The organism is Oceanobacillus sp. CAU 1775, from assembly GCF_054482815.1.
On the sequence record NZ_JBTLRO010000001.1, the window covers coordinates 575,367 to 600,603 of the forward strand.

General features: G+C 34.5%; 16 protein-coding genes and 1 pseudogene. 8 read left to right on the forward strand and 9 right to left on the reverse strand.

Going from position 1 to position 25,237, the window contains the following annotated elements; genetic code table 11:
* Position 1 precedes the first annotated feature (1 nt).
* The 6 genes from csaB to ACXYMZ_RS02770 form a co-directional block, all read right to left on the reverse strand.
* Complete coding sequence (csaB, locus tag ACXYMZ_RS02745; RefSeq protein ID WP_458946821.1) at positions 2–1,078, reverse strand: polysaccharide pyruvyl transferase CsaB; 1,077 nt, start codon at positions 1,076–1,078, stop codon at positions 2–4.
* On the reverse strand, positions 1,078–2,934 hold the full coding sequence (locus ACXYMZ_RS02750) for a DUF5693 family protein (RefSeq protein WP_458946822.1): 1,857 nt from the start codon (positions 2,932–2,934) through the stop codon (positions 1,078–1,080). Before ACXYMZ_RS02750 ends, csaB begins: the two co-directional genes overlap by 1 nt.
* Positions 2,935–2,953: 19 nt before the next feature.
* Entirely contained in the window at positions 2,954–4,486 is a 1,533-nt protein-coding gene (locus ACXYMZ_RS02755; RefSeq protein ID WP_458946823.1) for a putative polysaccharide biosynthesis protein, read from the reverse strand.
* Between the two features lie 181 nt (positions 4,487–4,667).
* Entirely contained in the window at positions 4,668–5,849 is a 1,182-nt protein-coding gene (locus tag ACXYMZ_RS02760; protein ID WP_458946824.1) for a CDP-glycerol glycerophosphotransferase family protein, read from the reverse strand.
* Complete coding sequence (gene tagD, locus ACXYMZ_RS02765; RefSeq protein WP_458946825.1) at positions 5,842–6,240, reverse strand: glycerol-3-phosphate cytidylyltransferase; 399 nt, start codon at positions 6,238–6,240, stop codon at positions 5,842–5,844. The genes ACXYMZ_RS02760 and tagD overlap by 8 nt, the downstream gene beginning before the upstream one ends.
* A gap of 231 nt (positions 6,241–6,471) precedes the next feature.
* A complete protein-coding gene (locus ACXYMZ_RS02770) occupies positions 6,472–7,581 on the reverse strand; it encodes an acyltransferase (RefSeq protein WP_458946826.1) in 1,110 nt (369 codons plus the stop codon).
* Positions 7,582–8,101: 520 nt separating this feature from the next.
* Between ACXYMZ_RS02770 and ACXYMZ_RS02775 the strand changes: the two genes are divergently transcribed.
* Positions 8,102–10,783, forward strand: coding sequence for an N-acetylglucosaminidase (locus ACXYMZ_RS02775; protein WP_458946827.1), 2,682 nt, complete (start codon positions 8,102–8,104; stop codon positions 10,781–10,783).
* Between the two features lie 152 nt (positions 10,784–10,935).
* Positions 10,936–13,653, forward strand: coding sequence for a GW dipeptide domain-containing protein (locus tag ACXYMZ_RS02780; protein WP_458946828.1), 2,718 nt, complete (start codon positions 10,936–10,938; stop codon positions 13,651–13,653).
* 77 nt (positions 13,654–13,730) lie between these two features.
* Here the strand turns inward: ACXYMZ_RS02780 and ACXYMZ_RS02785 are convergent, their stop codons facing one another.
* A complete protein-coding gene (locus ACXYMZ_RS02785; RefSeq protein ID WP_458946829.1) occupies positions 13,731–15,275 on the reverse strand; it encodes a glycosyltransferase in 1,545 nt (514 codons plus the stop codon).
* A 167-nt stretch (positions 15,276–15,442) separates the two neighbouring features.
* Here ACXYMZ_RS02785 and ACXYMZ_RS02790 point away from each other — a divergent pair, with 167 nt between their 5' ends.
* The 4 genes and pseudogenes from ACXYMZ_RS02790 (at position 15,443) to tagH (ending at position 21,069) form a co-directional block, all read left to right on the forward strand.
* Positions 15,443–17,578: a bifunctional glycosyltransferase/CDP-glycerol:glycerophosphate glycerophosphotransferase gene (locus ACXYMZ_RS02790; protein ID WP_458946830.1), complete on the forward strand. Its 2,136-nt coding sequence runs from the start codon at positions 15,443–15,445 to the stop codon at positions 17,576–17,578.
* Between the two features lie 42 nt (positions 17,579–17,620).
* A pseudogene (locus ACXYMZ_RS02795) lies at positions 17,621–18,796 on the forward strand (CDP-glycerol glycerophosphotransferase family protein); the annotation flags it as partial.
* A gap of 127 nt (positions 18,797–18,923) precedes the next feature.
* Positions 18,924–19,745: an ABC transporter permease gene (locus tag ACXYMZ_RS02800; RefSeq protein ID WP_458946831.1), complete on the forward strand. Its 822-nt coding sequence runs from the start codon at positions 18,924–18,926 to the stop codon at positions 19,743–19,745.
* On the forward strand, positions 19,732–21,069 hold the full coding sequence (tagH, locus tag ACXYMZ_RS02805; protein ID WP_458946832.1) for a teichoic acids export ABC transporter ATP-binding subunit TagH: 1,338 nt from the start codon (positions 19,732–19,734) through the stop codon (positions 21,067–21,069). Before ACXYMZ_RS02800 ends, tagH begins: the two co-directional genes overlap by 14 nt.
* 46 nt (positions 21,070–21,115) lie before the next feature.
* Here tagH and ACXYMZ_RS02810 read toward each other — a convergent pair whose 3' ends face one another.
* Together ACXYMZ_RS02810 and ACXYMZ_RS02815 are read right to left on the reverse strand one after the other, a co-directional pair.
* On the reverse strand, positions 21,116–21,832 hold the full coding sequence (locus ACXYMZ_RS02810; protein ID WP_458946833.1) for a glycerophosphodiester phosphodiesterase: 717 nt from the start codon (positions 21,830–21,832) through the stop codon (positions 21,116–21,118).
* 93 nt (positions 21,833–21,925) lie between these two features.
* Positions 21,926–22,972 carry an LCP family protein gene (locus ACXYMZ_RS02815; protein ID WP_458946834.1) on the reverse strand — a complete coding sequence of 349 codons (1,047 nt, stop codon included), beginning with the start codon at positions 22,970–22,972 and terminating at the stop codon, positions 21,926–21,928.
* Between the two features lie 184 nt (positions 22,973–23,156).
* On the opposite strand from ACXYMZ_RS02815, the gene ACXYMZ_RS02820 reads away from it, so the two are divergent.
* Both ACXYMZ_RS02820 and wecB read left to right on the forward strand, forming a co-directional pair.
* Positions 23,157–23,891 (forward strand): WecB/TagA/CpsF family glycosyltransferase, encoded by a 735-nt coding sequence (locus ACXYMZ_RS02820; RefSeq protein WP_458946835.1) that lies wholly within the window; start codon positions 23,157–23,159, stop codon positions 23,889–23,891.
* A 47-nt stretch (positions 23,892–23,938) separates the two neighbouring features.
* Complete coding sequence (gene wecB, locus ACXYMZ_RS02825) at positions 23,939–25,036, forward strand: non-hydrolyzing UDP-N-acetylglucosamine 2-epimerase (protein WP_458946910.1); 1,098 nt, start codon at positions 23,939–23,941, stop codon at positions 25,034–25,036.
* Positions 25,037–25,237: the final 201 nt, after the last annotated feature.

The following is a 25,237-nucleotide window of genomic DNA, read 5'->3' on the forward strand; positions in this document are numbered from 1 at the left end:
ACTAAGCCTTAGAATTTCTGAAAACTTCTAAGGCATCTTTCGCAGTGTTTGTTGCAGAGTAATATAATACATTAACTTTCTGTTTCAGTAGCTTTTTTACGTGGCTACTGTTTTCTAGCTTTTCATTAATAGTAGAATATAACACTTCGCTGTCCCAATCTTCTGTAGACACATGTCCAACAACGGTTTCATTAAACATCTCAGCAAAAGCATCAATTTTAGGGTCGTAGGAAATTGCAACAAATGGTGTGTATGTAATCGCAGAAAAAATTAGTGCATGAAGTCTGATTCCAATTAATAGTTGAGCGTTGGCGATTAGCTCCAATTTTTCCTTTATTGAAAGAGAAGAGGAAACGACTTCACTTTTCGCTTTCATTTCCTGGGCAATTTCTAGTGAAACTATTTCGTCTTGATTTGCATGCATCGGTAAAAAGAGAATCGTATAACCGTCGCTTGCAAGTTCGTCTAAGCAAATTGCTAAATGTTTTTTAAAATGGGAATGCCCTTTCCAATTTCTAACAGATACAACAATGGTCCGTTTCTTGTTGAAAGATGTCCTATATTCAAAATGCTCGCCACCAAGAACAAATGCAGGGTCAGGTACAACGCTAACATCTTGTTTTACTCCTAAATTCTGCAACAATTGTTTTGATTTCGGATCCCTGACCGTTAATCTATCTATTTTGTTTAAAGTAAACGCAACAAGCCTTCTGTTTAATTTTCTATTTATTGGCCCGATCCCTTGGGCATATACAAAAACAGGAACCTTATAAAATTTTGCGAGCAGCATAATCGATGTATAATAAGGAATTGATTTCATTCCCGTCGTATCCTGTAGCAAACTTCCTCCACCGCTAATAAGCCCATCCGCAGCTTTTAAAGCACGTATCAATTCACTCAACTTCTGCCGATTAACAGCCTCTACTTGATAGGCAGCCTTTGTAGCCTCAGGATTATTCGATAGAACAGTAATTTTTATCGAAGGTTGGTTATTCTTAAGTGCTTCAATGATGGCATATAAAATTGCTTCATCTCCAACGTTGTCAAAACCATAATACCCAGACAAAACAACATGCACTAGGATGCCCTCCCTTTAAAAAGACGATGAACAGTTGGTGATAAAACCTTATAGATGTATATGAAAAGAACGCCGATTATATATCCGAGCACAATTCCGTAAAATGAACGGAGGAGAGAGAGGTGCAACGGAATATGGAAATGTAAAAAGGTATTCATCATGGATAAAAAACCAATAGTTGCCGGGATTAATAATAACTTACTGAACTTCACTTGTTTTTTGATCAAGTAAATCGCTAAAATATAAAATGGAAAGCCAATTAGAAATTCCTTTGTTCTAGGTCTTACATATAAGGTATCTTCTAGAAAGTTACGTAGCGTTAATTCTAACTCACTTACTACTCCAGCATTTCCAGTACGACTCAAATAGTAATAGGCGATAAGCCCAACAAATCCTAGTATGATTAAATGCCAATACTTCACTTCATTTTGAAAAATATCCTTCCACTTTGTTTTGAAAGTCGGCCACCCATCTTGATAAAAAATAAATAAAGTGACAAATAATAGTGGAGCAACGTAGATTAATTTCACACCTCGAAATATTTCCTCGCCTGTGATAAAGGCATTTCCATTAAATAAACCTACAACAATAAAAATTCCGAGAAAGTTAATCAAAATTGCTTTTATAAATTGCCAGGTGAAGTTGGTATTACCTTTTTGTGAAGTTGCTAAGATGCTAAATATTGGAGTTATTATCGCAATGATTAATCCGAAAAGTTGTAGTACAAGTAAATTTTCGGTAAGAAAGTAAGCTATCGTCAAGGCCAACATGAAAATGCTAGCGAATAATCGAATCCACTTTTTCTCGAGAATTCGAGAAGTCAAATAGGTAAATAAAATACCAGCAACGAAGACGAATAGGGTTCTCCAAATAGGTAAGTCAATTGTTTGAAAAGGATAGGGGCTAGCCAATTCGAAGGAAGCAGGCATTTTATTTTTCACACCTGCGACAAATTGAATCGCGTTCTCTAAAATCCCCCTAGCATTATCCTTAGTTTGGAGGCGGAAAAAGATAGACCGTATATTTCGTTCTTTAACAGCACGAACAGCTTGGTTGATATTTTCAGATAAGGACTTGTTATCTAAGTGAATACTATGTAAACGAATAACATCATAATTCGTGGATTCTGCTACATTTTTACTCCCCAATTGATTCGCAAATTCGATTGTATAAAAGTGATAACCCTCAGCATAAAGCTCACTTGCAAATTGATTGATTTGATTACCATCTGGGTATCCGTAAACTTCTTCGCCAGTAAACAATAGTCTCTGGTTAAAATCCGTTCGATCAGGGATTATATCTGTTTGAGTGTCATTATCTACTCTTAAAATAATTTGTAGCTGATGATTTTTTATTTGTTTTATGGAAGTATGATCATATCCAATACTTCTGGTCTCAAGAAATTTTTTGCCATACGGAATAAAATATAATGACTCTCCAGCAATTTTTATTTTTTCAGGGTTTAAAATTTCAACTAATTTTTCAATATAAAGTTCATCTGTAGGTCTTGTTAGATAAGTTCCTTCGACCAAAATATAAGAGCTAAATCCCTCAGTAAATCGTAGGATATTTTCTAAATCTGTATTCCTAAAAATAGTGATAATCCCCTGTTCCTCTAACTGCTGAAGTGTTGAAGGTTCTAGGCTTATTGCAGTCAAACCAGCCTCCTTGAGTAGCTGGATAACCTCATCTAAAGTGATATTTCCCCTTGTCGCGAGGTCAGCAATTTCTTCATAAGCTACAGCAATTTCATAAGTATTATTCTCCCTTTCAACAGCCCATCTCTCCATAATTCCAGGTAAAGTAATGAGAAGAAGAACAATTAGAATAGTCCATATTATAATCCGTTTATTCATCTGGTAACTCCCTTTCTCTTTACCATCGCTTTAACAATCGAAAGTCTTGCTTATCAACTACTTTAAACATAAGTAACAATGCTAGATAAATTGCTCCTCCAATGATGAGAGCTACCGAAACATAAAGTAACGAGAATCCCCGTCCCGAGCTTGCAAAATTAATATAAAATGTAGGAACTCCAACTACGACTCCTATTACTAATGAAGAGATACCAATTTTAAGAATAGCTGGAGATAAGAACGAATATTTGAAGTGCTTAAATATATAAATAGTATTTAGCAAAAACATTAAAAAATACACCAATAATGTAGATAATGCTGCCCCATTTAAACCGAAATGAGGCACTAGGTAAATATTCATTAGCGCTTTCCCTAGAGCAGCCCCAATAATAATGAAAGCAGCAAGCTTAGCAAAATTCGTCCCTTGCAAAATTCCTGTACCAATGATGGATAAAGCGGCAAAGACTGAACTAAAACTCATCATCGCTATTACCGAACTACCCTCAAGGTTGGTGAACAGAGCCAAGTTAAGTGGCAAGGTTAAAGCAACTAAGCCAACTGCAGCGGGCCAAGAAATTAGATGAGTCATATAATGAACCTTTTCAATGATTCTTTTCACAGCACCCGAGTCTTTTTCAGCTAATTTTGTTGAGATTAAAGGGACGATTGGAAGGACGATGGAAGTTGCAAAGATCGTGGTCATTTGAGATATCGTTAGTCCACGCCCATAAATGCCATATAAATAATTCACAGTCTCAATTTCTGTTCCAATTGAACGAAGGGCATAGGAAATCGTAAAGGAATCGACAACATTAAATAAAGCCATTGCCAGACTACCAATCGCAATGGGAATGGAAAGGTTTAAAATTGTTTTGCTATAACGTGTGAAGATGGAAAAAGTATATTTTTTTTGAGTAGTTATGCGGAAGCCTGTTTGATAATGTTTTACTTTTAAATATAAAAGAGAGGCAACTGCACCTACTACTGAACCGATCATCATATATCCGACAATTCGTTCGTTCGAATAATTTCTCGCTACTAATAAATAAGCAATAATCAGGGTGAAACTAACACGAGTTAATTGTTCGATTACTTGAGAAATCGCTGTTGGTCGCATGTCGTCATGTCCTTGGAAAAAGCCTCGGTACACAGCCATGTAAGGAGCAACAAGCAACGTAAGAGCAACAACAATTAATGCTAGTTCTGTCTTAGGCCCACCTAAAAGATTTGCGATTTCTCCGGAGAAGACATAAATTCCACTAAAACTTATCACACCAAATGTGAGAGCAAGAATTTTTGCTGTAATATATATTTCATTAATTGCGGACGGTTGATTTGACTCAGCAATCAATTTAGAAATGGCCAGAGGGATTCCTGCAACGGACAGGAGAAGTGCAACCATGTAAACTGGAAAGACAAGGCTGAAAATTCCTAGCACCTCATCGCCAGCAATATTTTGTAGGGGAATTCGAAAAGCACTTCCAACGAGCTTGGAAATGAAGGCGGCGATTGTTAGTATGAAAGTGCTCCTAATAAGGCTTGATTGGCTCATTCAAAGAACTCCTTAAAATAAATATATCGTGTATATTAGTTTGCCACCCGACTCTATCTGTTTATACACCTATCCTTATTTACCATCTATCGTAGTACATAAATCCGTGATAAGTAGTAGTATTTACAAAAACTCCATACAAAAAACACCTTCACTTAAGATATGATCTAAGGTAAAGGTGTTATACGAGAATTGCTTTTTTTGATTTTTCATCTGTTTTAGTAATAAATTGAGCTAGCTTCAAACTTGAATTCCCATCAGAATACTCATTCCATTGATTTTTAAAAGTTCGTAGTCGATCGAACTCAAAAGCTTCTTGCTGTATGACATTTATCAATTCTGTTGTTGTTAAAACAACTGGTCCAGGCATTTGATCTTCATAACCTTCAATCAAGCCACTTTCAATTCTATACGTGTCGATATCATAAGCGAAGAAAATCATTGGCTTTTCAAGTAAGGCAAATTCAAATGGAATGGACGAGTAATCACTAATTAATAAATCCGTAATGAGAAGCAGTTCGTTAGTATCTTTGTAGTTCGAGACATCAATTACAAAATCCTCAAACTGATTTGTAATTGCTCCTGATACAGCAGGATGTAGTTTGACGAGTAAGACATATTGATCAGATAACTCCTGATAAAGTGATGATATATCAAGTTCTAATTGATAACCCGAAAGCTGTTGTTTACGAAAAGTTGGTGTATATAAAATTATCTTGCGCTCGCGAATTTGCGGATACTTTTTCTTCATGTCTTTTAAAACATCATGCTTCTTATAACTATCAAATAAAGCGTCTGTGCGCGGAATACCAGTTCTTAAAACTCTGTCATCCGTTAGTCCAAAGCTTTCTTTAAATACATCTACCATATTCTCAGAACCTACAACTGTATAATCGAAACTATCATATACTTTTTGAAAACGTTCCATCGCTCGTTGCGATCTCGCTGCATTCGAAGGATCTTTCAAGCCAAAATGTTTAATCGCGCCAGCAGCATGCCAAAGCTGGATACAAGTCGTTCCAGGTCTAAAGTTTGTGACAGCTAAAAAAGCTTGATAGGTATCTACCATAACTGTTGTAGCTGTTGCAAGATGATAAATAGACTTTAAATAAGCGAAGGGACTTTTCAATTGAAAGGAAATAACTTTTGCTTGTGACTCATCAAATGTATAGTTACTTGATGAATCTTTTAAAATAACAATCTCTTCTTCTGATAAACTTCTTAAAGCTTTTGTCGCATAAAAAATATTATCCCCAAACGAAGCAACACCAATGGTTTTGTTCTTTTGGGGAAATATTTTAAACATATTAAATAGAAGTTGGAAAACAAAAAGGTAGATTGATATTACTATCTCTCTAGCCATTGTTCGCAACATTTAAATCTTGTTTTATCTTCGTAGTAGAGATGCCTACTGTACGAGGTAAATAGACAACTTCACATAAATCTTTTAAGTGGTCAAATTTCCCTTTCCAGTCATCACCCATAACAAAGATATCGATATCATGATTCTTCACGTCTTCTACCTTTTGTTCCCAATTATGCTCAGGAATCACTTCATCAACATAGCGAATTGCTTCTAAAATAGATTTACGCTGTTCGAAAGTATAATATGCTTTCTTGCCTTTAAGTTCGTTAAATTCATCAGAAGAAATTGCCACAGTTAGGTGATCGCCGTATTCTTTTGCACGACGAAGAATATTTATATGTCCAGTATGGAGTAAATCGAATGTTCCATAAGTGATTACTTTCTTCATTAGTACAACCTCCGTTCAATTACTTATCTAGTATTATAACATATATCGTAAATTTAATTTTATCAATAATTAACAAGCCCTTAACAATAGAGCACTAGTTTATTATACAACAGATTAATTGTTATTGGAACATGTATTTATTGTCAAATTATGAAACTTGATGCGTCTATTGTACTGTTACTTAGAATAATAGGAGCTATTCTTAAGATAAGAGGAAATTTGACTAATATACTAGGAAACTCGTTGTTTACGCTCGGCAGCAGGGACCTCCGTTTTTATCGGTTTAGCTACAGTTACAATATATTGGCCAAAAGGTAACTCTTGAATTAACTTAACTACAGCAATCGACATTGCCATTGTAAATAGGAATAAGATAGGTAGCATGAATGAATAATCGTAAACCCAGGTAAAGATCTCGTATCTTCTAATAAAAAATAGAATCATCGGGTGAACGAGATAAATTCCCATGGATAAATTTCCAATTTGAAGCATGCCATTTCTAAGGGTCGGAGCGGCTTTCAACAGATAATAAATACTCGCACCAGCAATGAAGAGTATGGGTAAGTTTATCATATTAATTACTCGGTTAGTTGCTACCCAATCCACAATTTGATACTCAACTATACCACCAATTACCACAATTAATCCTAATGATAAGCTAAATAATAAGTTTTTCTTCACCCATTCCATTAAAGGATTCCAAACATGTACAAGAAGTCCACCAATGAAGAAATAATAAATCCAGTGGAAAAGAAAAACGCGGTCATTCAGCAGGATATTTACATAACCATCTCTTATATCAAATGAATGCTGGACAAAAAAATAATTAATAAAGAAGGCAATTAAAGTTAAAATAATAAGTTGGTTTCTCGATTTAAATTTATGAATGAACGAAAAAAGCACGTAGAATTGTACAACAATCATAATGAAATAGAGATGATAATTACTATCACCCGTAAAGAAAAAGTAAATAAAATTCTTTGTTTCATCTACAGTACTAAATGTAGGCAAAGTAAACTGGCCATAGAAATACTTTAGAATTAAGTAAAAAACACTCCAGACAATAAAAGGAGTGACGACCTTGGTGATTCTCGACTTCCAAAAGAAACGGAGTTTGAAAGAACGATTAATCACCTGATTATATAGAAGGAATCCACTTATCATTGCAAAAGCAGGAGTTCCAAAGCGAGTGATTTGATTGAAAAATTGCGTGAATGAATCAAATGTATTCCCATTTTCATAATAAAAACCTGCGGAAACATGAACCATCACAATACATAAACATGCAATTGCACGAATAAAACTAACTTCAAAAAAATATTGTTTCTTACCCTTGTACATTATTAAACTTCCTTTACTAGTCTTTAAAATTTTAACACCCAACCCATGATAGTAGGTATATAGAATTGTTTCAACCTTATTTACAAGAAATATAATAAATTGTAACAATTAGCTTACAATCGATTGCGAGAAAGAATTAACGGCAATATTTGTCATTTAATTTTCGACAATTAATTGTTTTATTTCTTTCTACTATCTAACTTTACCAAACTTTAGAACTATGTTTAACAATCGTCAAAAATAAATAATCCTTTAAACCTAAAGGAGACTCTGTTTAGACAAAGGGAATTCATTTTTTTGGCTACGTCAAGTACACGAATAGATTACTAGTCTAGTTCTATATATCTAATAATCCACTCAACTATAGACAATACCCAGAAAGTTGTTAAAATGGTTAGTAGAGTTACCGCTTTATATTATGAGAAATTTGTCGATATATAAAAGTGGAAACATAGTAAGAATGTGGAGGTGAAATATTCGTTCGAGAAAGAAATAAAATTATATATTACGGAGGCACTTCATGAGAAAGACAGCTTTATTTTTAATTAGTTTGCTACTTTTCAGCATGGTATCTCCTTATAATTTGTCTGCTCAAAGTCTAGACTTCAGTGAGGAAGCGGATACGAATGAGTTCATCGAATACGATTCAGAAAATGACTCAATAGATATAGATGAGGATAAGACAGGTACATATGAGGAAGATAGCTTAGATGTTATAGAATCAGAGGATTCAGAGATAGAGGAAGTGGATGATGCGAAAGCAAACCCAACTCCTGCTACTGAAGAAAATGATCAAAATAACAAAGAAGTAACAGAAGAAGTAGAAGAAAAAGACAATGAAGACACAAACATAGAACAAGACATAGAAATTAATGAAGAAGAAGTTCAAGCAAATGTATCAAGTGCCGCAGCTCTAACAGTTCAAGAGTCTTCAACTAGTAGACTCGGGCATATTCGAAATGCAGATGTTGATTTATATGAGAATATTAACAATCTATCAATTTCATTTAAAGCTGGTGAAACGCACACAAACGCTGTTTATTATATAAAAAGACAAGCAGTAGTTAATGGGCAGACATACTATTTACTTAGTACTTTACCGAGTGCGGTAAATGGGGTTGTAGGTTGGGCGAAATCCTCAGATCTGTCGACACATGCACATAGTACTTTAGATAAACAAACAAAGAACTTATATGTTAAAGGTACAGGAAGTGCGTTTGAAAAAGCATGGGGCGGTTCTAAAGATAGAGTCTACCAAGACATGTCTAAGTTCACAGGCTATCCTTTCAAAGTTAATCTCACGGAAAAAGTTGGAAATAATACATGGTATCGTGGGTATATCAACGGTGAAAGAATTTGGTTACACTCAGCATATGTAGCAACCGAAGGAATTGACCATAAATCTGTAAGTAAACTAGGTCATTTACGAAGCAATGCTACAATCTATGAACGAATAGGCGATCCCTCGTCTGTTATTGATACGGCTCCATATTTAAATGCTGTTTATTATATTAAGAGAGAAGCAACATTTAACAATCAAAAATACTATTTAATTAGTACACTTCCAAGTAGCACAAATGGAACGATTGGTTGGGTAAAATCAAACGAACTATCAACACATAATCATAGAACAGTAGATAAAAAAGCGAAGACGCTTTACTTCAAAGGAACAGGAAGTGCTTTTACAAAAGCATGGGGCGGTTCGCAGGATGCAGTTCACCCGAGCATGTCTCCTTTTGCAGGTGAAGTATTCAAAATTAATTTAACAGAGACAGTCGGCAACAACACTTGGTATCGTGGTGTTCATAGAGGCGAAACAATCTGGTTACATTCGAGTTATTTAACGACTAAATCAGAAAGTAATACTAGCAGATTAGGCCATCTACGAGCGAATGCGACAATCTTCAAAACATTTGGAGATGCGAACACAATAGTAGACTCTGAAAATCTACAAAATGCTGTCTATTATATTAAAAAAGAAGCAAAAGTTCACAACGAAACATTCTATTTGATTAGTAATCAACCAAGTAGCACAAATGGTACAGTAGGATGGGTCAATGCAAAGGAACTATCAACCCACACTCATAGAACGGTTGATAAGAAATCGAAAGTATTTTATGCGAACGGTCTTGGCAGTTCCTATACGAAAGCATGGGGCGGAGCGCGAGATCTTGTCTATGAAGATTTATCTGTACATGCAGGTGAATACTTCGATGTTAACCTAACAGAAAAAGTTGGAAATAACACTTGGTATCGTGGTGTAATGAATGGTGAAACAATGTGGATTCATAGTGCTCACGTAGCAGAACAAATAACGAACTACCAAAACTATGATCTAACATTGAATGAGGCATTAGACATTCAATTAACCGCTAGACCACAAACAGACAAACACTACAACACATTTGTTTCTAAAGCTTATATTGATAGTAACAATAAAGTGACTGCTGATACGTTAAACGTAAGAGGCGGAGCAGGAACAAACTTCTGGGTTGTTGGTCAGTTGAAAAAAGGTGCAACAGTTTCTGTACTTGGAGAAGTTGGCGGATGGTATCAAATTGAATATACAAGAAAACATCAGTGGGTAAATCCAAGTCCTGCAGATGTTGCGTATTATTTAAATCCAAATAGCTTCATCAATGACGATAGACAGAAATTCCAATTCTTGGATTTAACGAAATCAAGTAATGCATCTGCAACAGTATTAAATAATTACTTGCGTGGTAAAGGAACCTTGCATGGTCAAGGACAAGCATTTATTGACGCTAGCCGTACACATGGTATAAACGACATCTATTTAATTTCTCATGCGATTTTAGAAACTGGTCATGGAGCTTCTACATTAGCACAAGGTGTTCAATACAATGGTGTAACGGTCTATAACATGTTTGGAATTGGTGCATATGATTCTTGTCCTGTGAACTGTGGGGCACAGAGAGCATATGAAGAGGGCTGGACAACACCAGCACTAGCAATCGTTGGCGGAGCAAAATTTATTGGAAGCAGCTATGTTAGAAATGGTCAAAACACATTGTATAAAATGCGTTGGAATCCAGCGGCAATGGCGTTGACAGGAAAATATGGCAGACAATACGCTACAGATATAGGTTGGGCTTCAAAGCAAGTAAGTACGATGTACAATCTTTATCAAACGATAGGAATTTACAATTTAAATCTAGAAATACCAGTATATAAGAGGTAAGACCAAATAGCATATAGTTCACTATACTGTGAGCTATATGCATATTTTTTACAAACAAATCAAGTTTAAACTCAACTAGAAGATGCCGATACATATATAGTTAATAGATTTTGTTCCATCGTAATTTTTATATTTCAGAAAAGAGGATTTTAATGAGAAAAACATTATTTTTTATTGTTTCTTCATTGCTATTCACATTGTTATTCCCAGTATATTTATCGGCAGAGCAAAAAGACGAAACGGGAAATGATGAATACAATGAGCTTGGTATCAGGATTGGGACAGAAGTTTATGGTGAAGATATTAGTAAATTAAGCGAAGAAGAACTTCAATATATTCCAGAAGGCTGGAGAGATGGTGTTGTTGAAGATGAACATCATGAGAAACTTATTCAAGAAGAACTTGAAGAAGAGCCTACAGTAGAGATGCAACCTTTCTCTGTTCTATCGAGAAATGTTTATCCTAATGTTAATAATTATATTCGTAACATGAGCGTTCCAAGTGTTGCTTATGATTATAAAAGTCAATTTACAAAGTTTAATTACAGATATGGTCATGGCGCTGTAGAGGGTGTAGTAGCACATGAGACAGCGAACGATCGTTCAACTATTCATTCAGAAATAAGTTATATGGAGAGAAACCATCGAAATGCATTTGTACATGCATTCGTTGATCATAATCATATTATTGAGATCCATCCATTAGATTATGGAGCATGGGGCGGTGGACGCTATGCCAACCAGCGATTTGTCCATGTTGAATTAACGAGAGTACACACCTTCGATCATTTCGCGCGCTCTATCAATAACTATGCAGATTATATCGCAAATATTTTGTATGATTATGGATTAGGAGTTACAAGCGCTGATAATAATGGAAGAGGAACATTGTGGTCACACCGTGCTGTAAGTGTTCACTTAGGTGGAACAAACCACGTGGATCCACATGGTTACTTCGCAAAATGGGGTTATAACTGGAGTCAGTTTGTAAGTCTCGTAACGCAAAAACATAATCAGTTAGTTGAAAGCAGAAAAGCAAACACAAGTAAACTAGCACATATCAATTCTAGTAATGCGCGCGTTTATCAAAGTCCACTTAATTTAACGAGTTATTCAACGGCTGGTAATACGAACTTAAACGAAGTCTTTTATATTAAAGCAGAAGCAAAAATAGCTGGAAACACTTATTACTTACTAAGTAGACAGCCAAGCAATAGAAATGGTGTTATTGGTTGGGTAAGAGCATCGGATGTTACAGCTAATGCGCATACTGGTGTTGATAAAAAGAGTAAATCACTTATTTTTAAAGGTACTGGAGAAGCCTATGATAAAGCTTGGGGCGGATCTAAGAACTTAGTATATAATGATTTATCAGCACATGCTGGCAATACCTTCCGTGTTCACTTAACGGAAAAAGTAGGAAACACTACTTGGTACCGCGGAAATTTAAATGGTAAAACGGTCTGGATTTCTTCTAGCCATTTATCAAACATACAAGAATCAAGCACAAGTAAGTTAGGCCATTTAAAAAATGCAAATGTAACTGTCTTTAAAGAGATCTATGATGACTCAACGTCATTTACTGCTGGTACAGAAAGAACAAATAAAGTTTATTATATTAAACGCGAAGCAAAAGCAAACGGTGACACATTCTATCTTATTAGTGAGGAACCAAGCAGCTCAAGAGGTGTGATTGGTTGGGTACATGCTAGAGACTTAAGTACGCATAATCATACAGGTGTTGATAAGCGAGCGAAGACACTTACAATTACAGGTCAAGGTCAAGCCTTTACGAAGGCATGGGGCGGTTCAAAAGACTTGGTTGATAACTTAGCTAATCATGCTGGGTCAACATTTAGAGTAAACCTTACAGAAAAAGTAGGAAATAATACTTGGTACCGTGGCACATTAAATGGAGAGCGTGCTTGGATTCATTCAAGTTATTTGATTGAAAAGAGTAACACAAGCAAGCTAGGTCATATTAGAAATGCTGATGTTACCATATACTCAGACTTATACACAAACGCACCATCATTTAAAGCAGGCACAGAATATACAAATATTGCATACTACATTAAGCAGCAAGCAAAGGCCAAAGGTCAAACGTATTATTTAATTAGTACGTTACCTAGTCGTACGTCAGGAGTTGTTGGTTGGGTAAACGCAAGAGATCTTTCTACTCATAACCATTCAGGCGTTGATAAAAAGTCTAAAACTTTTTATTTCAAAGGCACAGGAAAAGCTTATAGTAAAGCATGGGGCGGCGCTCAAGATTTAGTCCATAACAGTATGTCACAGTTTGCCAATCAAGAATTCCGCGTTCACTTGACTGAAAAAGTAGGAAGTAACACTTGGTACCGCGGAAACTTCAATGGTGAAACGATCTGGTTACATTCAAGCTATCTCACGACAAAAGAAGAAAGCAATACAAGTCGTTTAGGGCATTTGAGAGCCGACGCAACAATCTATAAAACAATTGGTGTTGAGAATTCAAGCTTCAATGCAGATAACCATTTAAATGCAGTTTATTATATTAAAAAGCAAGCAAAATTAAACGGTCAAACCTATTATTTGATTAGCACACAACCAAGCAGAACGAATGGCGTCATTGGTTGGGTAAAATCGAATGATATGTCATCACACACACATGTAGGTGTAGATAAAGCTAGAAAATCATTCACTTTCAAAGGGACAGGAAAAGCCTACAGCAAAGCATGGGGCGGTGCTGAAGATTTAGTTTTCAACAGTCTATCAGCATACAAAGGACAGCAATTTAATGTCCACCTAACTGAGAAAGTAGGAAACAATATCTGGTACCGTGGTGACTTTAATGGAGAAAGAATTTGGTTACACAATTCTTATGTTGAATAAAAAATAGAATAAAGAAAGCAAAGTCAGTCCACATCTATATCTTAGGTGTGGACTGACTTTAATATAATAATAATTACTTATTTAAATTTGATTTCTATGGCTTTGTTAATTACCTCTAGCCATTTTTCTTTGTTAACCTTTAAACTGAAGTTCTTAGAAACATATTTCCTAGCTCTTTTACCCATTTTGATTGCATCAGTTGGATTCTTGAATAAATAAATCATTTTTGACGCAAGTTCATCATTGTCCCCATTATTTATTAGAAACCCATTATCATTATTTACAATCATATCTCTAGGGCCATATTTAAAATCATAGCTAATAACTGGTGTTTCATTACTCATACTTTCCAAACAGGATAAACCAAAACCTTCTGTTTTCGAAGTAAATAATGAGAAAAGTCCTTTTTGAAAAGCAGCATCGGAATCATGTGTGAATCCTTTTAGGAAAACATGATTTTCCAATCCGAGTTCGTTAATTAAAGATATATAATTATCTTTTTGTCTACCTGAACCCCATATTTCCAATCGGGCATTGGGAACTTCTTGCACTACCTTAGCAAAAGCCTTTATAGAATGATCGATTCTTTTTATCGAACTATATCTACTCACGATTACAGCTAAATTTTTATCTTTATTTTTATAAAAATTATTAAATAATCTATTATTTAGTTTCACCTCATGATAATGAGGAACAACACAGTAAGTTGTTTTTATACCAATTTGATTCGTGATATCAGCTCTTTGTTCTTCAGAAAGAAAGATTGCCACGTCAAATTTATCTATGTTTTTATATCCCGTTTTTACTTTGGGTGCTATTTCTGTACCACCGGGATAAGGTGGACCTAAATGATTACTATGTAATCTCCATACTTTAGCTACCTTCTCATCATCTATGTTCAATAATAATTTATCTGTTGTTCTTGTATCCGAAATTACGATGGACTTATCCTTCACGATACTATTAACCCAATCAACTTTATAATTGAAATCGTCCTTTACATATACTTTTTCAAGTGAGTCTTTATTAAAGAAGAGCATTCTTATGAATTCGCCTGTTTTAGGTTCCGTCCAAATTGTTAAATATGCTTCCCCTTTGGTGTTATAAAAGACAGATTGCCTTGGCTTGTTTAAAGAAAGGTCCATATACTCAACTTTTCGAACATTACCCCAAGGGTCATAAATTTCTCTTTTTGTCCGATATTGATTTTCATCATGATAGTCGATAAAATCAATTGTATCATCATTTTCTAATGAAATGTATTTTCTGTAAATGCCGTTTTCATATATTCTATAAGCATTATGTTCTGGTCTTTTATCATAAGCGAAGCCTTTAGTAAACTTCGTTAATGAAAACTTAGACTTTTTCTTTTTCACTTTTTCAGGGGAAGTAAAACCTTCCATGTGCTCATAAATATTCACTATATTTACATCTTTATGAATTTTATTCATTTTCAATAGTTCTTCCCTAATCAAAGGATATCGCGGGTTAAAATTAAAGGTTAAAATATTGGTATCGAATCCCAACTCTGCAAACAAAGAAGCTTGCTTTAATGAAGCTTTTGTTATTCCACCCCGCACAAGACCGATGTTACTCATTAACAGATAGATCGTTGGTTTCATTTAAAGCTCTCCCTTAAAGTCAAAATCAATCATTCCATATTATATCAGATATATATTATAGTTGTATAATTAAACCCATATATAAAAAGAGACTGGATTTTGTTTGTATAAATTTTATGTTATAATTTATAAGTCTATATTTAATCAAGCTTTTAAAGGAGATAAACATGATTAATAAAGGTAAAATTTCAGTTATAATACCTGTTTATAATACAGCAGAATTTATAGAAGAATGTATTGATTCATTGGAAAATCAAACATACAAAAATATAGAGATAATTTTAATTAACGATAATAGTGATAACGATTGTACGAATCTACTTGAGCATATAGCAAGTGGCAATGAAAATACAAAGTTGTTTCATTTTAGTGAAAGAAAAGGAGTAGGTGCTGCAAGGAATTTTGGTATTGAAAAATCAACTGGAGAATTTATATATTTCCTCGATAGTGATGATTATTTACCAGAGAAAACTCTAGAAATTTTAATTACGCATATAAAGGATAATGCTCTAATAAAAGGTAGCGTTAGAAATACTAATTTTAGTAATAGCATGGCAATTATTTTTGATGGTCTATTTAAAGTAAAGCACTATACGGATAATAGATATAAATTAATTGAAAATAGATCTGCACTGAACTTTTTAATTAGAAGAGACTTTATAGAGGATGAGGGTCTAGTTTTCTCCGAGGAAGTTGAAGTATTTTCTGATTTAAGTTTTATGATTCCAGCTCTGATGAAAAATGAAGTTATTTTTTACTTAAAGGAAGCAGTTTATTTTAGACGAAAGAGAAATGATCCGATTTCGAATCCATCATTAATACAGTATGAAGAGACTAAGGTTATAAGGGATTTCTTATTTGTATTTAACCAATTAAGAGATAAATATGATAATTTATTAGTGATTGAGTACTTGGATAAGGAATTATTAAATTTCTATAGAAAGACAATCGTTCCATACTTTAAAGAAGGCGAAAAAATAGATGAACTTTATCCAAATATATTAAGCTCCATGAAAAAGGTGAGCAACGATACGATTGGAGATTATGATTGGCTGTTCAAAAAAGAACTTGCTGCCCTTCGTAGTGGTAACGTAAAAAAATACAAAAAAATAAATAATAGGCATCAATTTTTACGAGATATTAGAGATGGTTTAAAAACAAGGCGTAAATTTTACATTTTTCTATACAGAAGAGTGTTTATGAAATTAAAAATGAAAGAAAATGTTGTGTTTTTTGAAAGCTTTTTAGCTAAATCTTATTCTGATAATCCAAAGCATATTTATGAATATATGTTAAATAATAATATGAATTATAAATTTGTATGGAGCATGAGAGAAAAGAAAGATGATATGCCTGGTAAGCCGATACAAGTCGAAAGATTTAGCCTAAAGTACTTTTATTATTTAGCAACAGCAAAATACTGGGTGAGTAATTCTAGAATGCCTAAATATCTCGATAAGCGTCCTGGGAATGTATACTTACAAACGTGGCATGGTACTCCGTTAAAAACATTGGTGTTTGATATAAACGATATACATTCAGCTGATCCAAACTATAAACCGAATTTTTACGAGCAATCTCGAAGATGGGACTATTTGAACTCACCAAATCAATATTCTTCGGATATTTTTAGAAGTGCTTTTAAATACGAAAAAGAAATGCTTGAGTTTGGCTACCCTAGGAATGATATTTTATATAATAAAAATAATGCAGAAGATATTATGAAGTTAAAGAAAAATATAAGAGTCCCTCTAGATAAAAAAATTATTCTATATGCACCAACTTGGCGCGATGATGAATTTTTCTCAAGAGGAAACTATAAATTCACCCTGCATTTAGATTTAAAGAAAATGCAAAAAGAATTTGGAGACGAATATATACTCTTACTTAGATCGCATTATCATATCGCTAACCAAATTGATGTATCCAAATATAAAGGTTTCGTATATGATCTGAGTAAATATGATGACATTGCAGAGCTTTACTTGATTTCTGATATGCTTATTACTGATTATTCTTCGGTGTTCTTTGACTATGCACATTTAAGACGTCCTATATTATTCTATACGTATGATCTAGAGAAATACCGTGACCAATTAAGAGGTATGTATTTAGATATGGAAGAGGAAGTTCCAGGTCCATTACTGATGACTACCGATGAGGTTGTAGAGACAATTAAAGATGTAGATAATGTCATCAAAGAATATGAAGCTAAGTATGAGACATTCTATAATAAATTTTGCTTATGGGATGATGGTCAAGCTAGTAAGAAAACCGTCGAAAGAGTCTTTGAAGATAGTTAATGGAATAAATGGCCCACAAATATAAGATATGGTGGTAGTATGAAGAAAAAATTGAAAAATAGTTTATCAAAAATATATAAAAAAATATTCTATTATTTAGGATTGGTTCTACCAAAAGACGACAAATTAATAATGTTTGAAAGCTTTCATGGAAAACAATATAGTGACAATCCTAGAGCGTTATATGAATATATAAAGAAGAATCATTCTCAATATAAGATGTATTGGAGCGCAGATCGAAGACATTTAAAAGATTTTAATGGTTATGATATTAAATATGTGAGACGTTTTTCGATTAAATGGATGTTATTAATGACTAGAGCTAAATATTGGGTAATAAATAGCCGATTGCCTTTATGGATCACTAAGCCAAATCGTACAATCTATGTACAAACTTGGCATGGTACGCCACTAAAACGATTGGCAATAGATATGGATGAAGTTCATATGCCTGGCACAAATACCGAAAAGTATAAGAAGAACTTTTTAAGCGAATCTAGTAAGTGGGATTACTTAGTCTCGCCAAATGCTTATTCAACGGAAATTTTTAAAAGAGCCTTTCAATTTGATAAGAAAATGATTGAATCAGGTTATCCTAGGAATGACTATTTAATTAACTCAAATAACGATGAGAATAAAAATAAAGTAAAACGCTTAGCCAATTTACCTTTAGATAAGAAGATTATTCTATATGCACCAACATGGCGTGATAACCAATTTTACTCTAAAGGTAAATACAAGTTTGATTTGGAAATGGACCTTAATAGAATGAAAGAAAAACTAGGGGAAGAGTATATTATTATTTTAAGACTTCATTACTTAGTAGCTGAGAACCTAGATCTATCAGAATACGAGGGCTTTGTATATGACTTATCTTACCATGAAGATATACGTGAGCTTTATATAATCGCAGATATGCTGATAACCGATTACTCATCCGTATTCTTTGATTATGCGAATCTTAAACGACCAATGCTGTTTTTCGTTTATGACATTGAAGAGTATCGTGATAATCTGCGAGGCTTTTATTTTGAATTTGAAGAGAAGGCTCCAGGTCCTTTGGTTAAAACAACGGAAGAGATTATCAATGAGATTGTAAGTATTGATAGAAATGGATTTGCACCATCAGAAATAGAAGAAGCATTTTATGAGAAGTTTTGCTATCTTGAGGATGGTAATGCAAGTAAAAGAGTTGTTGAGGAATTGTTTCAGAAATAAGATGGAGAAGCAGGTTTAGGTAGGCGCTAAGTCTGCTTCTTCATTGTGTTTTACTATAATTACTTGTATAATTTATAACTAGTTATTAACGACATATGTAAGTAGTTAGCGTTGAAAGGAAATATCTATGAAATCTGCATTTAAGGTAATTCAAGAGCAAATAAATCACTTTTATCTAATTCGGAGGCTTTCAATATACGAATTAAAAAGTAAAAATAAAAATAATTATTTGGGGGTGGCTTGGGAGCTAATTAATCCAGCGATTCAGCTTTTAATTTATTGGTTTGTCTTTGGCACACTAAGGTCACGTGCACCTGTAGAGGTTGCTGGGGTAGAGGTAGAATTCTTTAGTTGGTTAGTCGCAGCATTTTTCCTGTGGATCTTCTTTTATCAAGGAACAATCCAAGGGTCAAAGTCAATTTATTCGAGACTTAGAATGCTATCCAAAATGAATTTTCCCATGAGTATTATCCCAAGTTATGTGATTTTCTCGCATTTCTATGTTCATTTACTAATGGTTGCGATATCAGCGACGATTCTTCATATTAGCGGGTATCATTTGAACGCATACACATTACAAATCTTTTATTATATGTTTGGAGCAGTTGCACTCATTTTTGCATTATCACTTATTACCTCAACATTGTCTACGATAATCAGAGATATTCATATGTTCCTTAATTCAACACTTCGAATGCTTTTATATTTATCAGGGGTGTTATGGCCGATAACGATATTAGCCGATTTTCCAACCATCATGAATCTCATGAAGTTGAATCCGTTATATTATCTAATTGAAGGCTACCGTGCTGCATTCTTTAGTTCAGAACTGCATTTCATTACAAATTGGGAATATACCCTCTATTTCTGGGGTGTAGTCATCGTCTTGCTGATTTTTGGTGCGTTTCTACACATGAAGTTCCGTAGACATTTTATTGATTATTTATAAAGGGCTTGTGAAAAATATGGATAAAGCAATTGTAGTTAAGAATGTTTCAAAAAAATATAGACTCTTTACAGGGTCGAAAGAACGCATCCTCGATTTAATTTTTCCAAATAGAATTGGAGAAGAGTTTTTTGCATTAAAAGATGTTGATTTCGAAGCAGAAAAAGGCGATATTATTGGGTTCGTTGGAACAAATGGTTCTGGTAAATCCACCTTATCAAATATTATTGCTGGTATTGTACCACAAACATCTGGGAAAATTGAGATTAACGGACAAGCAGCCTTAATTGCGGTTGCATCTGGTCTAAAAGGTGATTTGTCTGGTCGAGAAAATATAGAACTTAAGCTTCTCATGCTAGGGTTCAATAAAGAAGAGATTAGCGAGTTAGAACCACATATTATTGAATTTGCTGAGCTAGAGAAGTTTATTGATCAGCCTGTGAAATCATATTCTAGTGGAATGAAATCAAGATTAGGTTTTGCAATTTCGGTTAACGTAGATCCAGACATATTAATTATTGATGAAGCTCTATCTGTTGGAGATAAAGCTTTTGCAACGAAAAGTCTTAATAAGATGTTAGAGTTCAAAGAAAATGGCAAGACAATGATTTTCGTCAGCCATTCGTTAGGGCAAATGAAGAAGTTTTGTGAAAAAATACTATGGCTTGAATATGGAAGAGTAAAAGCTTACGGAGATGTTGGAGACGTCTTGCCACGCTACGAAGCATTTCTAGAGAAGTGGGAAAAACTTCCGAAAGAAGAACGTGAAGCATATCGAGAGAATGTAATAGCTGATGGTCCAACCGAAGATGTTGAAGAGTTATTACATAAAGTCGAAACTGACGAGACCTATGAGGAAGAATATACAAGCATGCTCGGGCATTTAAGAGGCGCTAAATCATATATCTATTCTTCCCCAATGAAAGAAAACAAAGAGCCATCAGATGAATTTAAAAATAGTGTATATTATATTAAGAAACAAGCTGTCTATCAAGGGAATAAGTATTACTTGTTGAGTGAAGAACCAAGCGCAGAAAAAGGGACGATAGGTTGGATGAAATCAAATGATCTTTCCCTACATGTTCATTTATCCATCGAAGAAATATCTAAAACGCTTTCCATAACAGGTAACGGTTCTGCATTCAGCAGACCATGGGGTGGAAAGAAAAACCTTGTTTACGAGGATTTAAATGAATTTAAAGACCAGCCTTTCCAAGTAATGAAATTAGAAATGGTTGGGAAAAACGTTTGGTATAACGGTATATTAAACGATAAAGAAGTCTGGCTTCATTCTTCGCAAGTACTTGTCGAGGAAGAAGCCTCATAAAATATGTGTAATACGAAAAAGCTCCTGCTGATTTTTTAGGCAGGAGCTATTTTGTAAATATCCCAGGCTCATTTGAAAACACCCCATCAACCCCATAATCGATTAATTCCTCATACCGATCTTTAGAGCTAACAGTGTATGGATAAACTTTATAGCCTAGACGTTTACAATTCTCCACAAACTCTCTATCGACATAAACATGATTTGGATGAATGCTTGAAATTGGCAGTCCGCTATTTGCGACATATTCCCAGGTGTTTAATATTCTATAATGAAATAACATGCCTAAAGGAATTTCTGGTGCAAGTTGGTGTATTTTTTTGAGAGCCATATGATCAAAAGAAGATACGATGACATTTTCCAAACGCTCGTGATCCTTCAAGCAGTTTAATAAAATTTGTTCAATCCCTTCATAAATAACAGGGATATTTTTAATTTCAATATTTAAAATGAGATCGTCTGGACAAATATGTAGAACTTCTTCGAGAGTGGGAAGAGCAGTCCCAACATATTGCTCGCTAAATGACGCGCCAACATCAATTCTTTTAATTTCTTCTAGTGTATAATCTTTTATTAATTTTGTGGAATTAGAATTGAATCGAGTTAGTTTATGGTCATGACAAACTACTAAATGATTATCTTTTGTCAGTTGAACATCGAGTTCTAATGCTCTTGCGCCATGGTCGATTGCTTTTTGAAAAGCTGGTAGTGTGTTTTCTGGTGCTTCTGTTAGAGAGCCTCGGTGGGCAAAGTTAAGTGGCAATTGGAATCCTCCCTTAAGCTAATAATAATTTCAGCATAACATAAGATTTGAAATGAAAAAACTGCTGCCCAATGTGGACAGCAGTTTAAATAATTAATAAGGTGTGCGTTTTTCTTCACCGGCAATTTCACTTGATTTCATTGGGCCGTTTGCTCTTGAAATCTCCAAATGATCTTTAAGTGTGATTTTCGTTTCATTTAAAGCATCTTCATCGAGTTTCCAGTAATATACGCCATTTGGCCAGTAATCTGTACCTTCAAGTGTTAATGTTTCGATGTCTAGGTTAGTGCCTTCTGTTCCGTAAGAAATGAAGCTCTTCATTTCGCTGAATGACATACTCGTTGTCATGTTGCTACCAACTGCTTGAATAATATCATCGTATTTCAAGATTGAATTGACGGAGACAGCTTTTTTAACGATAGCTTTGATGATCTCTTGCTGTCTCTTTCCACGTTGAATATCGTTATCTAGCTTTCTAGTACGTGCTAATGCCAATGCTTCTTCACCATTAAGATCCTGTTCTCCAGGTAGTAAGTGAATGGCACCTTTTCGATCTTGAGAATCCATTTCATATAATTCATACGGAACTTCTACTGTAATTCCATTAACTGCATCAACGACATCAATAAAGGCTTCGAAATTTAACTTTACATAATAGTCGATCGGCACTTCTAATAGATTTTCTACCGTATCAATCGTTGCTCTTGTTCCACCATATGCATGTGCGTGATTAATTTTTGTTTCATAACCGACTTCTGGAATATAAGTGAGTGTGTCTCTAGGAATACTCAAAAGCTTAACACTTTTATCAGATTTGTTCAGTGTCGCTACCATGAGTGTATCCGTTCTAGAATTATCAGCATTCGCTCTTATGTTACTTGCGTCTAATCCCATAATCAAAATAGATACATTGTCTGAGCTAGGGTCTACTGCAGTTTTACGTAATTCGGATTTTTCTCTTTCATCGTTCTCATAGGACTCTGATAGTACAGAATCGGCTGTCGTATATAGATATGCTCCGTAACCTAATACACCTAATAGTAACAGGCAAAATGGTAGGAGTATAAGATAGATGCGTCTGCGGCGAGCCCGTTTGTTTCGTTTGACCACACGAGATTGTGGTGTGTTATACTTTGACATAGTTGATTCTCCCCGAAATTTATAAATAACTTTTTAAATTATTCGTATTATTATTTTTCATTAGAATAAAAAACAGATTTTTTCATTACACTATATTTTACTATGAATATCAAGTTTCGTAAACAATATTAACGGTATATTAATTTTGTAAAGATAGATTGTGAACAAGGAAAGGCTGAAAAAGATGGAAAAGGCATTGAATACAGTAGAGATAATGGATGTTGACTTTGTAAATTTAACTAAAAAAGATTTTTTACAACATTATCTTTCACCGAGATTAATCGAACAGAAAAAAACCTTCCTCGTAACTGCAAACCCTGAAATTGTCATGTATGCGAGAGAAAATGAAAGTTATAAATCTATTTTACAGTCAGCGGATTATGTTGTACCTGATGGCATTGGAATTGTAATAGCCTCAAAGATAAAAAAACAACCTTTACAAGAAAGAATCGCAGGGTTTGAATTGATGCTCGATTTATTAGACCATGCAGAAGAAAAGAATTTAAGTTGTTATTTCCTAGGTGCAACTGAAGAAGTGAATGCAAAAGTTATTGCAGAAGTGAAAAAGAAACATCCAGAGCTTATCATCGCAGGGCGCCATCATGGTTTTTTTGAATTAGAAGACGAGGCAGTGAAAAAAGAAGTGCTAGCAGCAAATCCGGATATTATTTTTGCAGCATTAGGATTCCCTAAGCAAGAAGAGTGGATTACAATGATGCTAGACGAATGTGAAAAAGGATTGTTCATTGGTGTCGGCGGCAGCTTTGATGTATTAGCTGGTGAAGTAAAACGAGCACCAGAAGCTTGGATAAAATTAAATTTGGAATGGTTATATAGAATTATAGAACAGCCTTTTCGAGCGAAACGAATATTGAAAGCATTTGAATTTATGATTAGAATTTTATTTAAAAAGTATTAATTCCTTAAAAAATTGGAGTGACGACAGTGAATAAACCAATTAAAGTGATGGCTATCTTCGGAACGAGACCTGAAGCAATTAAGATGGCTCCTCTCGTACTAGAGTTAAAGAGGCGACCGGAAGAGTTTGAAACGATTGTTACAGTAACGGCGCAACATAGAGAAATGCTTGACCAAGTGCTTGATATATTTAAAATAACTCCTGATTTTGATTTAAATATTATGAAACAAAAACAATCGCTGGCCGAAATTGCAACACGTGCGCTTGAAGGCCTTGATGAATTAATGAAGAATTCAAAGCCAGATATCGTGTTGGTGCACGGCGATACGAGTACAACTTTTGTAGCAAGTCTAGCAGCTTATTATAATCAAATAGCTGTTGGACATGTAGAAGCAGGCCTTCGTACGTGGAATAAATATTCGCCGTTTCCAGAAGAAATGAATCGTCAGCTAACAACTGTATTAGCCGATTTACATTTTTCACCGACAGAAAAGTCAAAAGAGAATTTGCTGAAAGAAAATATTGCGTCTGAGCGTATTTACATAACTGGCAACACAGCAATTGATGCTCTGAAAACGACGGTAAATGAAGATTATTCAAGTCCAGTACTTGATGCGATTGGCGAGAAACGCCTTGTTCTGATGACAGCACATAGGCGTGAGAATCTAGGAGAAAATATGAACCAGATGTTTCGCGCGATTAAGCGCTTGGTTGAAACGCATGATGATATTCATGTGATCTACCCTGTTCATTTAAATCCAGTTGTGCGGGAAACAGCAGAAGCGATTCTTGGGCGGGACGATCGGATCCAGTTGATTGAACCATTAGACGTTGTCGATTTTCACAATTATGCTAGTCGAGCTCATCTAATTTTAACGGATTCAGGTGGAATTCAGGAAGAAGCGCCATCTCTTGGAGTTCCTGTTCTCGTGTTAAGAGATACAACAGAACGCCCAGAGGGGATAGAGGCTGGGACCTTGAAGTTAGTCGGTACAGATGAAGATGTGATTTTTGATGTGGCTCATGAGTTATTGAGTAACGATGAAGAACATTCCAAAATGGCAAAAGCGACGAACCCATATGGAGATGGGGAAGCATCGAGACGAATTGCGGATGCTATTATAAATTACTTTGAAGAAAAATAGACTTATATAAAAAAGGAACTTCCGATTTAACAAGGAAGTTCCTTTTTTGTTCTATATAATTTTCTCAATATATTTAATTCAAATGAAATCTTCAATATAACTAGAATTCTTTATTGAAGCTATGTATAATTATATCGTTCGCAACAAATTCATAAAATGCATAATTCAACAAAGTTTCGCAATATTCAATCATGTTGAATG

What these genes read in the sequence shown, in the direction of transcription:
- ACXYMZ_RS02755 (WP_458946823.1), bottom strand. Translation starts at nt 4,486, where the DNA reads ATGAGCCAATCAAGCCTTATTAGGAGCACTTTCATACTAACAATCGCC.
- ACXYMZ_RS02815 (WP_458946834.1), bottom strand. Translation starts at nt 22,972, where the DNA reads ATGTCAAAGTATAACACACCACAATCTCGTGTGGTCAAACGAAACAAA.
- ACXYMZ_RS02750 (WP_458946822.1), bottom strand. Translation starts at nt 2,934, where the DNA reads ATGAATAAACGGATTATAATATGGACTATTCTAATTGTTCTTCTTCTC.
- ACXYMZ_RS02820 (WP_458946835.1), top strand. Translation starts at nt 23,157, where the DNA reads ATGGAAAAGGCATTGAATACAGTAGAGATAATGGATGTTGACTTTGTA.
- ACXYMZ_RS02800 (WP_458946831.1), top strand. Translation starts at nt 18,924, where the DNA reads ATGAAATCTGCATTTAAGGTAATTCAAGAGCAAATAAATCACTTTTAT.
- ACXYMZ_RS02790 (WP_458946830.1), top strand. Translation starts at nt 15,443, where the DNA reads ATGATTAATAAAGGTAAAATTTCAGTTATAATACCTGTTTATAATACA.
- ACXYMZ_RS02785 (WP_458946829.1), bottom strand. Translation starts at nt 15,275, where the DNA reads ATGAAACCAACGATCTATCTGTTAATGAGTAACATCGGTCTTGTGCGG.
- wecB (WP_458946910.1), top strand. Translation starts at nt 23,939, where the DNA reads ATGGCTATCTTCGGAACGAGACCTGAAGCAATTAAGATGGCTCCTCTC.
- ACXYMZ_RS02770 (WP_458946826.1), bottom strand. Translation starts at nt 7,581, where the DNA reads ATGTACAAGGGTAAGAAACAATATTTTTTTGAAGTTAGTTTTATTCGT.
- ACXYMZ_RS02780 (WP_458946828.1), top strand. Translation starts at nt 10,936, where the DNA reads ATGAGAAAAACATTATTTTTTATTGTTTCTTCATTGCTATTCACATTG.
- ACXYMZ_RS02775 (WP_458946827.1), top strand. Translation starts at nt 8,102, where the DNA reads ATGAGAAAGACAGCTTTATTTTTAATTAGTTTGCTACTTTTCAGCATG.
- tagD (WP_458946825.1), bottom strand. Translation starts at nt 6,240, where the DNA reads ATGAAGAAAGTAATCACTTATGGAACATTCGATTTACTCCATACTGGA.
- ACXYMZ_RS02760 (WP_458946824.1), bottom strand. Translation starts at nt 5,849, where the DNA reads ATGGCTAGAGAGATAGTAATATCAATCTACCTTTTTGTTTTCCAACTT.